Source organism: Xenorhabdus entomophaga (assembly GCF_037996725.1).
Taxonomy (GTDB): Bacteria; Pseudomonadota; Gammaproteobacteria; order Enterobacterales; family Enterobacteriaceae; genus Xenorhabdus; species Xenorhabdus khoisanae.
Map to the genome: position 1 here is coordinate 1 of NZ_JBBMXH010000136.1, position 8,898 is coordinate 8,898.

Consider the following 8,898-nt stretch of genomic DNA (forward strand, 5'->3'; position numbering starts at 1 on the left):
ATAGGTCAACTTGCCGGACAATTTGCTATCGAGAAGTGCTGGGCGCGGGATCTGTGGCATTTGAGTAATCGAATAGCCAGAAAACTGCTTTCTCATACGTTGGGCATTTTTACTAATTTTAAACAAGGTAAAAGACAACGCGATTGGCTTCAACACGCTAACGTTATAGGGTGTTAAAGTCGAGCATCGCGTTAATTTATACAACTTGAATGGAGAATGTGCGATCGAAATATAAAAAAAGATCATTATCTACAATAGATGACAATCAATTTTCCCACTGTTTGAAATAGCAAAACAATGGGAAAACGGTTATTCAGAGTAGATTAGCGCAATCCTAACTGAAAGATCAGAGCTTCTGCCTGACAACTAAAAGTGAAATCCACAGATAATTGTGCTCCACCATCAACCATTTCGATTCTATGGTGTATCACACATGGCTCTGATTCCACTTCTTTTGCCTTTTTAATCAAAGTATTAAGCATGATTTCAGCTTCTTGCTCACTGGCAAAAACACTCTGATAAGAAGCAGTGCAATCTTCATTATCAATGACAGTTCCTACATCAACACAACAGCAAGCAGCCGTTTCTTCTACACTACAGCGGTTAATTGCATCAGGCATTTCTTATTTCTCCAACAGTAAAAACTTGCTGATAATTTTACGTGGTCACGACTATCGATAACCAGTATTTACACTGTTTACCAGCATTTATCTCACTATTTATTGATCTCATCACGCTAACAAATCTCCGTTTACACTCTATTAACACTGGTTGTCGTATTTTTGTTAAGCAAGTCCCATTTCAGCAATCATTTTGGTTATATTTTAAAAACATTCTTGCAACATATTCTATTATCAAGCCTATACTTCGTGCACTGGTCTGATTTGTCATTGTGGCAAATCGACTCTACAATCCCGCGCTCTCAGCTACTTGAGTAGCATGTTAAATAATAATTAAATAATGAGGTTTTGGTTATGAGCCAGAAAAACCTATTTACACGTTCAGCATTAGCAGTGGCGGTTGCAGTTATCTCATCCAACGCTAGTGCTGCCGGTTTTCAATTGAATGAGTATTCATCATCAGGACTAGGTCGTGCATTTTCTGGGGAAGGTGTCATCGCTGAAAACGCTACCGTTGGCAGTCGTAACCCTGCAGCCATGACCTTATTTGATCGCCCATCGTTCTCCAGCGGCTTAATTTATGTCAAGCCATATGTTGACATTACAGGTAAATCCCCGTTAAGCGGCAACAAGAGTACTGATGCTAAAAACATCGCACCAAGTGCTTGGATTCCAAACCTGCATTTCATTACCCCAATCAATGATCAGTGGTTTGTCGGTGCATCTGCGACTTCCAATTTTGGCCTGGCAACCAATTTCAGCAATAACTATACGGCTGGCCTAATTGGCGGTAAAACTGATCTTAAAACCGTGAACCTAAACCTAAGCGGTGCTTACAAACTTAATGATCAGTTCAGCTTTGGCTTGGGTGTCAATGCTGTCTATGCCGATGCCAAAATTGTTCGTCATATGGGTGAAATAGGCCCAAGGGCTACCAAACAGCTAAACGATTTCGGAAAGGCCACTGGTAATAAAGCTCTTGAACATATTTCAATCCCAGCTAGTGCTGAAGGCGGGCGTTTAGAAGGTAAGGATTGGGGCTATGGCTGGAATGCGGGACTTCTATATCAATATGACGAAAATAACCGCTATAGTCTGACTTACCGTTCAAAAGTCAAAGTTAAGTTCAAAAGCGGTGATTACAGCAATGATTTGCCATACATCCCAACACTCTTTGAAAGTGGTACTAACGGTAAAACAGTCAAAGGTAAGCTGGATCTGAACCTACCTGATATGTGGGAATTCTCTGGCTATAACCGTGTTGCCCCACAATGGGCGATCCATTATAGCTTCTTATATACAGGCTGGAGTGAGTTTAAGGAATTAAAAGCAACAAGGAATGATACAGGTAACGTTGCATTTGAGAAGCATGAAGGCTTCCGTGATGCTTACCGTATCTCGCTCGGTACAACTTACTACTATGACGATAACTGGACATTCCGTACCGGTATCGCTTTCGATGAAAGCCCAGTACCAGCTCAAAATCGCTCTATTTCTATCCCTGATCAAGATCGCTTCTGGTTAAGCGTGGGAACCACTTACGCATTCAATAAAGATGCTTCTGTAGATGTTGGTGTTTCCTATATGCGCGGCAAAAAAGTACATGTTAGCGAAAAACTGCCAGATGACATTCAGAAGAAAGGATTCAATACTCCTTATGAGTTCGATTCCAAAGGAACTGCATGGTTATATGGCGTGAACTTTAACTACACGTTCTAATATTCGTTAGAACTGAATGCCATAATCTAAAAAAGGATAGCATTTGCTATCCTTTTTCGATTGTAGTTTCCTGATTAATCAATAGAATCTAGCTCATCTTGAATACTTGCTGCATTAGGATTTTTTTCTGGCTCCAATTTACCGCCATTGGCCATAAAATCGTGGCGTTGAAAGTAAGCATCACGCATCATCAAATAAGGATCGGAAGAATTCTTTAACAGGCCGTCAGAATCCAGAAGACGGGCACGAGTTTCTATCCCTTCAAACATCCATTTTCCTACTGACATCCAGCCGGTGAAATAACTCAACACAGGATAAGTCATATCCGCAAAGTTACCGCCTTCATCACGCAGTGTGAAACTGCCATAACCCGGCAGAACAACATACGGGCCATAACCCACATTATAGTACCCCAATGTACTACCAAAACGCGCTGAATCTTCTTTTGCCAAGTTAGGGTTCGCCATGGAAGCCACATCAATAAGCCCCCCCATACCCAAAAGAGTGTTTAAAAAGAAACGGCTAAAGTGTTTTGCACCTTCATGAATATCACCACGTAAAAAACTGTTAACCATACTAGCTGGTTCTTCAAGGTTGCTCGTAAAATTTCCAATACCATTTCGCGCAGGCATTGGCACATAATTACGCCACGCAACGGCAACAGGTCGCAAAACATAAGGGTCGAGAACATCATAATTAAAGTTGAACATAGCGCGGTTAAACCCTTCCAGTGGATCAGAGCGGCCTTGTTCATTTGTATTCGATGAACTGGCACATCCCACAAGTAAGACTGCTGAAAGAGCAACCCCGCTTAGACGATACTTCATATTGTTCTCCACATAATTACTTTTAGACATCGACTATCACAGTGCATACTGGTCAATGTACCCAATATGTTAAATATACTGCCAATCTTTCATTAATGGTAATCAAAAAGAGTGGTGATTATATAGGCAAACAGCTCGCTATACCTTATCTCCGGCAAAAAAAACAGGTATACTTGTTTCCGTTGTCCTCTTAGTTAAATGGATATAACGAGCCCCTCCTAAGGGCTAGTTGCAGGTTCGATTCCTGCAGGGGGCACCAAACGAACCTCTCTCAACGTCTACTAAAACCTACAACCTCCAGAAAAATCAAACCCTAACGAGAAACTCTGATCTCTCGAAGTCTACAACCGTCTTCCTAAATCTCTACAATTTGTTGTATAGTTTTTTGTATAGAGATTCCTTATACATTTCTTCTATACAATATTGGTGACATATGAAGCTAACAGATTTGGTAATCAAACGAGCCAAACCAAAAGAAAAAGCCTATACGCTGGCGGATGGTAACGGGCTATCTTTATTGGTTGATACCAATGGCTCCAAAGGCTGGCGCTATCGTTATCAATTCGCGGGTAAAACTAAAATGATTTCATTAGGTGTTTATCCGGTAGTAACACTCACCGAGGCCAGAACCAAACGTGACGAAGCAAGGAAATTAGTTGCTAATGGGATTAATCCCAGCGACGTAAGAAAATCTGCAAAGATATCCGCAGCAAACTTGATAGAAAATACCTTTGAAAACATAACGCGTGAATGGTATGAGAAACGTGTAGACAGATGGTCAGTCTCTTATGCCAAAGAAATGATGGAAACATTTGAAAACGATGTTTTCCCCTATATAGGCAATAGACCTATCGCTGAAATTAAGCCAATGGAGCTTATGTCTGTTTTATCACGAATGAATGATCGGGGGGCGACTGAGAAACTCAGAAAAGTGCGTCAACGCTGTGGGGAGGTATGGCGATATGCAATAGTGACAGGAAGAGCTGAGTATAATCCCGCACCTGATTTAGTGTCTGCCTTTGCTCCACATAAAAAAGAACATTATTCATTTTTAACTGTTGATGAAATCCCTGAGTTCTATAAATCCTTAAATGCCTATACAGGAAGTTTTATTGTAAAAATGGGGATGCGATTACAAATGATAATTGGTGCCCGTCCTGGTGAATTGCGTAAAGCTGAATGGTCAGAAATTGATTTTGATAAAGAGCAATGGGAAATACCTGCTGTAAAAATGAAAATGCGCCGTCCTCATATTGTTCCCTTATCAAATCAAGCTATTGCTATTTTAAAACAGCTAAAACCGATTACAGGACAAGGCAAGTATGTTTTTCAAGGCAGGAATGATGCAAATAAGCCTATGAGTGAAATGGCATTAAATTTATTAATTAGGCGAATTGGCTACACAGGACAAGCAACGAGCCACGGATTCCGCCACACGATGAGTACTATTTTGCACGAACAAAATTACCCCTCTGAGTGGATCGAAACGCAACTTGCCCACGTCGATAAGAACTCTATTCGCGGCACGTATAACCATGCCCAATATTTAGAGGGGCGCCGGGAAATGATGCAATGGTATGCGGATTATATGGAAGCATTAGAGAACGGTGATAATGTCATTCACGGTAAATTTAAGAAACATGCTTGATGCTCATGGGATCTGACTAGTTAAAATATTAATAAATATAATCATCCAAGCCCTTTGATTACGCCAACAATGGAAAAACCATTCAATAGTTATCCACAAAACTACCTGATTTTGTACACTTGCAACTATATGATTAAAACGTAAAATTAACCTCAGTAGACAACAAAATAACGACATGGAAATCATGGGGGTTGGCAGTTGGATATACTGGGGAAAAGAAAATGGTTAAACCTGAATGAATGTGCAAAATACTTACGAAAAACACTTAATGATGATATCGGTGTTTCTGACGTAGCTCGCCTGATTGCTGACGGTGAGTTGAAACCATCAATCTTTTTTCACTCTTGCTGCTTTATACGTGAAGTGCAAATCACGAGTAAAACATTGTCCCATGTACTTAGCGAACCAGAGACAGCTATCACATCAAACATTCATCTTCTTAGTCAAGAAGCTCTGTTGACTGATACACCTATTATTCATGCAACACCAATTGGTGAAAAAATAATTTTTACTGAAGGCATCTGGTCAGCTTTGCATATTGGAATTATTAAGTACGAGGCAGAAAAAAAATACAGTGAAGAGCAAGGGCTACCGAAACCCAAAAGATCTTTATATGAGACTAAAGGAATAATATTGGCAGATGGTGAAAAAAAGTTTCAGGTTGTCCAAAAAATAGACTTTGAACGAGAAATGATCGAATTGGTGAAATTATCTCAGTCTCAAAGCGAAGAAGAAAATGGATTCTTTAAGGCTCATATAGAGCGATTTGAGCAAATAAGAAACGCTGAGATTAAAGGTAATCTTTATGACAGTTTTGTTCCATGCATCGGATTGCCAGAAAACGCATATTTTGCAATTAAAAAAGAGGATATAGATGAATTTGTATCTATATGTATGCCAGCCAGCAAAAAAGCATCATCTAAAACGACTAATAAACAAGCAGAGTTTATATATGCACTAATAGCAGCTCATTATGGGGAGGATATCGCTAATAATCCACGCTCCCATATTGATAATGGTGAGATAAAGCTTGATCTTGAAAGTAAAGGTTTTACCGTACCATCAGGAAACACGGTATCAGGCTGGTTAAAAAATATCGTTCTGTAATATTACATCTGAGTTTGTAATATTACGAAAAACGCCAAATAAGTTTTGTATATTCTCCCTGTCATCAACAAACGTCCACTAAGGTAAATCAAGGACTCGATAACAGGAGTGCAATATGCCAGCAATAACACCACTTAAAGAAAATCTTATCCGCTTACCCGAAGTTCAGCGTAGAACCGGTTACGGCAAGGCATGGATCTACAAACTCATTGCAGATAACCGATTCCCTAAACAAGTCAAAATCGGTACTCGTTCAGTTGCTTTTATTGAGTCAGAAATAGATGACTGGATATCACAACGCATCGCTGAATCTCGTGGTGAGGTGATGTCAAAATTTATATTACCTACCGACAGTAGAGAACGTAAATAACCCCTATAGCCGAAAATCAAATTAATTAAGACAGGGTAAAAATATGACATCTAAAAAGGTGGCCTTAAATGGTCAGGGCTTCGCTCACTCTGAAAATAGTCAAGATGATATTTCAATTATTCGCAAAGCGGTTATTTCCGGTAACTGGTCATCGATTAACAAAGGTATTTGTACACTCACTGATTTGGGATTACGTCACAATGGACAAGGATTAGTTTGGCTTAATTCCGGTGTATCGGTTCACGATGCAGAAAGTGATACAGGGCTGACAGGAAAGGATAAGCAGTCCTATGAGTATCATTCAGAGGTGTGTTCAGTTAACCATTTGAATAGTGGTAACTATTATGGATTTGTCCAGCTAAAAGATATTGATAGCTATGCCCTAAATATCATCGCTTCAATCAGTTCTGAATATAACACCCGTAAAGATGGTACACCTTTAGCGACGTTCGCATTACTGATTGAGCAAAAACAACGAAAGCAAGCGGTTGATAACTGGATCTTGTACCGCAATCCAAACCAGCCAGACAAATACACCATTCTCAATAAACAACACCATCATGAATTGGCGAAGTGCTATCAGGCGAAAGGCTGGAGGAGTGAGTCGTTGGTGTATATCACACAGGTAATTAAGGACAATGCAGAATTTAGCCGACTCATGAAGCGGTTGGGTTATATCAAGGCTCGCACCAGAAAAATCACAGGCAGTTATCAAGATTTCTGGGTTTATCGGCACAAAGAGAAAGATACCCCCTTGCGCCCAAAAGAACCTTTTAAAAACAATAAGATAACTCCATTTGTCCAGTATACTAAACGACCAACCAGAACCTTTGAGCGCATTGCTGTAGATGGTCAATGGCTCTATGTCTATACCGATCACATCCGCTTTCTGACCAAAAAACGTCACCGTGTCGAGGGCGTTCGGGTTCAGGGATATACGGCTAATGGTATTGAAGTGAGAGAAGTAAAATGATGCACGGAAGCAATTCTATAACTTTAAGTAATCCAATTATTGCTGGTGACTCCTTGAGGCTAAGGGGTCTTCAATCTCTGAGGCTCCCCGATAATTTCGGGGTGGTTATAAATCAATTAGAGAAATTTTTCGCTCAGTCACATCTACAGCAAGCCATTGATTTGTCCGAGGCCGTCACTTTGGCCGCCGATAATATCGGTATGCAAAATCCAATGTCCGAAAATCGGACATTGCCCAGTTCATCAGGGATTGCGCAAGATTTGTGCGTAACTATTAGTTACTCGCAGAATTTGCAGAGCAGTAATACTGACTCACAAAATTTGTACACCTCTTTAAGAGGAGTGCAAAATTTGCTCGTATCTTTTAGCGACGCGCAAAGTTTGTGGTCATCATTTAGTAGAGTGCAAAAAGAAAAGGATAGCACGGTGAATGCTACCCTTTGGCGTAAAGTACATTTGCTTTACTGGATAAATCAATTAGTAAACTGCTCTACTGATTGTGGGTCAGTTAACCAAGTCAATAATTTTGACGAGGTTAGTTATTGCTCAGATGATGTTTTGGTTTTGCGCTGGCGGCGTTTGATTTCACCCTGTAATGCGGTGACAATAAATTGCGCCGTGCTTTCCCCCGGTTCCTTTAACGATTCTACGTTATCAGCTACCTCATGTGGCACTCGTGCACTCATCTTTTGTGATTTGTTATTGACATTATCACGTGTCATTACTGGTCTCCATATTTACTTATGGGTGCCAGTATACACAAAAATAATTCTAAAAAAAAGGTTGAAGTGGGTGCCAGTTTGTATTTATACTGGGTGCCAGTTGGATGTTGCAGCATTCAATAAAAACAAAGCTCCGCTGGATTGCAGTCCACGCGGAGCCTCTAACCACAACGTAAAGGAGGCTTACGCTATGGATACCCCACAGCATAACCAAACTCGCCTTAAATTTACATTCCTAATTGCATCTGGCACTCAGCGGCTGGTGGATATTCACCCGGTGCGCCTGATTACTGTACTGGCGGACAGCGAGGGAGAAGCCCGTCTGCTGGCAGGCATTCCCTCACTGATATTCGTTTCCCGTCAACCAAGGAATATCGGTATCGATACCCCTTTCAACCGTAGCGATATGTCTACCGTTCAGGGGGTGAACCATGTCTAACCCTGCCCCCCATGACTACTACACCCATAAAAATGGGGAAACCGTTCAGGTGCTGTCAGTCGCCTTTAATCGCGTGACGTTTGTCCGTGATGGTTACAACAACCCGTGCATCATGCCAGTAAGCCGTTTCACTAAAGAATACACCTACGCAGGGAGAGCCTGATTATGTCTGATATCTATAACCACTTGGTACGCAACAACTTTAGCGCTATGGACACTGAGGAACTGAAAGACTTACGTAAGCATTCAGACGGTGCACACAGTGCAGTGATGGCGGCGATGTCCGCAATGGGCGAACTGGCTTTCTGGTCAGCAGACAACGAAAACTATGCTGATTGTCAGGCAAGGGACGATTTACGCCGTATCGGTGAAGCCCTGATGTATCTGCCAAGGATCGCCGAAGCCCTGAATGACACAGCACAGCATGCGGATTTTGAAATCTATCACCGCGAGGGATTCCCGAAATGGTAACGC

11 protein-coding genes, 1 tRNA gene and 1 pseudogene are annotated in these 8,898 nt (G+C 41.1%); 10 read left to right on the plus strand and 3 right to left on the minus strand.

Features of this window, described 5'->3' with window-relative positions:
• Window positions 1-177 (plus strand): annotated as a pseudogene (locus tag AAC854_RS19935) (IS982 family transposase); the annotation flags it as partial.
• 146 nt (window positions 178-323) lie between these two features.
• On the opposite strand, the gene AAC854_RS19940 reads toward AAC854_RS19935, so the two are convergent.
• Entirely contained in the window at window positions 324-620 is a 297-nt protein-coding gene (locus AAC854_RS19940; protein ID WP_340618637.1) for a YfcZ/YiiS family protein, read from the minus strand.
• A 354-nt stretch (window positions 621-974) separates the two neighbouring features.
• Between AAC854_RS19940 and fadL the strand changes: the two genes are divergently transcribed.
• The gene (gene fadL, locus AAC854_RS19945; RefSeq protein WP_340618638.1) at window positions 975-2,339 is read left to right on the plus strand and encodes a long-chain fatty acid transporter FadL; all 1,365 of its coding nucleotides are present in this window, start codon (window positions 975-977) and stop codon (window positions 2,337-2,339) included.
• Window positions 2,340-2,413: 74 nt separating this feature from the next.
• Here the strand turns inward: fadL and mlaA are convergent, their stop codons facing one another.
• A complete protein-coding gene (gene mlaA, locus AAC854_RS19950) occupies window positions 2,414-3,166 on the minus strand; it encodes a phospholipid-binding lipoprotein MlaA (protein WP_340618639.1) in 753 nt (250 codons plus the stop codon).
• A gap of 184 nt (window positions 3,167-3,350) precedes the next feature.
• Here mlaA and AAC854_RS19955 point away from each other — a divergent pair.
• From AAC854_RS19955 to AAC854_RS19975, 5 genes are all read left to right on the plus strand, one after another.
• Window positions 3,351-3,425: transfer RNA gene (locus tag AAC854_RS19955), tRNA-Arg, on the plus strand.
• Window positions 3,426-3,599: 174 nt separating this feature from the next.
• Window positions 3,600-4,814, plus strand: a complete 1,215-nt coding sequence (locus AAC854_RS19960; RefSeq protein WP_340618640.1) for a tyrosine-type recombinase/integrase — start codon at window positions 3,600-3,602, stop codon at window positions 4,812-4,814.
• A gap of 198 nt (window positions 4,815-5,012) precedes the next feature.
• Complete coding sequence (locus AAC854_RS19965) at window positions 5,013-5,921, plus strand: hypothetical protein (protein ID WP_340618641.1); 909 nt, start codon at window positions 5,013-5,015, stop codon at window positions 5,919-5,921.
• Between the two features lie 115 nt (window positions 5,922-6,036).
• Window positions 6,037-6,291 carry a helix-turn-helix transcriptional regulator gene (locus tag AAC854_RS19970; RefSeq protein WP_340618642.1) on the plus strand — a complete coding sequence of 85 codons (255 nt, stop codon included), beginning with the start codon at window positions 6,037-6,039 and terminating at the stop codon, window positions 6,289-6,291.
• A gap of 43 nt (window positions 6,292-6,334) precedes the next feature.
• Entirely contained in the window at window positions 6,335-7,264 is a 930-nt protein-coding gene (locus tag AAC854_RS19975) for a hypothetical protein (RefSeq protein ID WP_340618643.1), read from the plus strand.
• Between the two features lie 538 nt (window positions 7,265-7,802).
• On the opposite strand, the gene AAC854_RS19980 is transcribed toward AAC854_RS19975, so the two are convergent.
• Window positions 7,803-7,985: a YlcI/YnfO family protein gene (locus AAC854_RS19980; RefSeq protein WP_340618644.1), complete on the minus strand. Its 183-nt coding sequence runs from the start codon at window positions 7,983-7,985 to the stop codon at window positions 7,803-7,805.
• A 190-nt stretch (window positions 7,986-8,175) separates the two neighbouring features.
• Here AAC854_RS19980 and AAC854_RS19985 point away from each other — a divergent pair, with 190 nt between their 5' ends.
• From AAC854_RS19985 to AAC854_RS19995, 3 genes are read left to right on the plus strand one after another with little or no spacing between them, the layout of a single operon-like run.
• Entirely contained in the window at window positions 8,176-8,424 is a 249-nt protein-coding gene (locus AAC854_RS19985) for a hypothetical protein (protein ID WP_340618338.1), read from the plus strand.
• A complete protein-coding gene (locus AAC854_RS19990) occupies window positions 8,417-8,587 on the plus strand; it encodes a DUF4222 domain-containing protein (RefSeq protein WP_340618645.1) in 171 nt (56 codons plus the stop codon). The genes AAC854_RS19985 and AAC854_RS19990 overlap by 8 nt, the downstream gene beginning before the upstream one ends.
• A 2-nt stretch (window positions 8,588-8,589) precedes the next feature.
• Entirely contained in the window at window positions 8,590-8,895 is a 306-nt protein-coding gene (locus AAC854_RS19995; RefSeq protein WP_340618337.1) for a hypothetical protein, read from the plus strand.
• The last annotated feature ends 3 nt before the right edge of the window (window positions 8,896-8,898 follow it).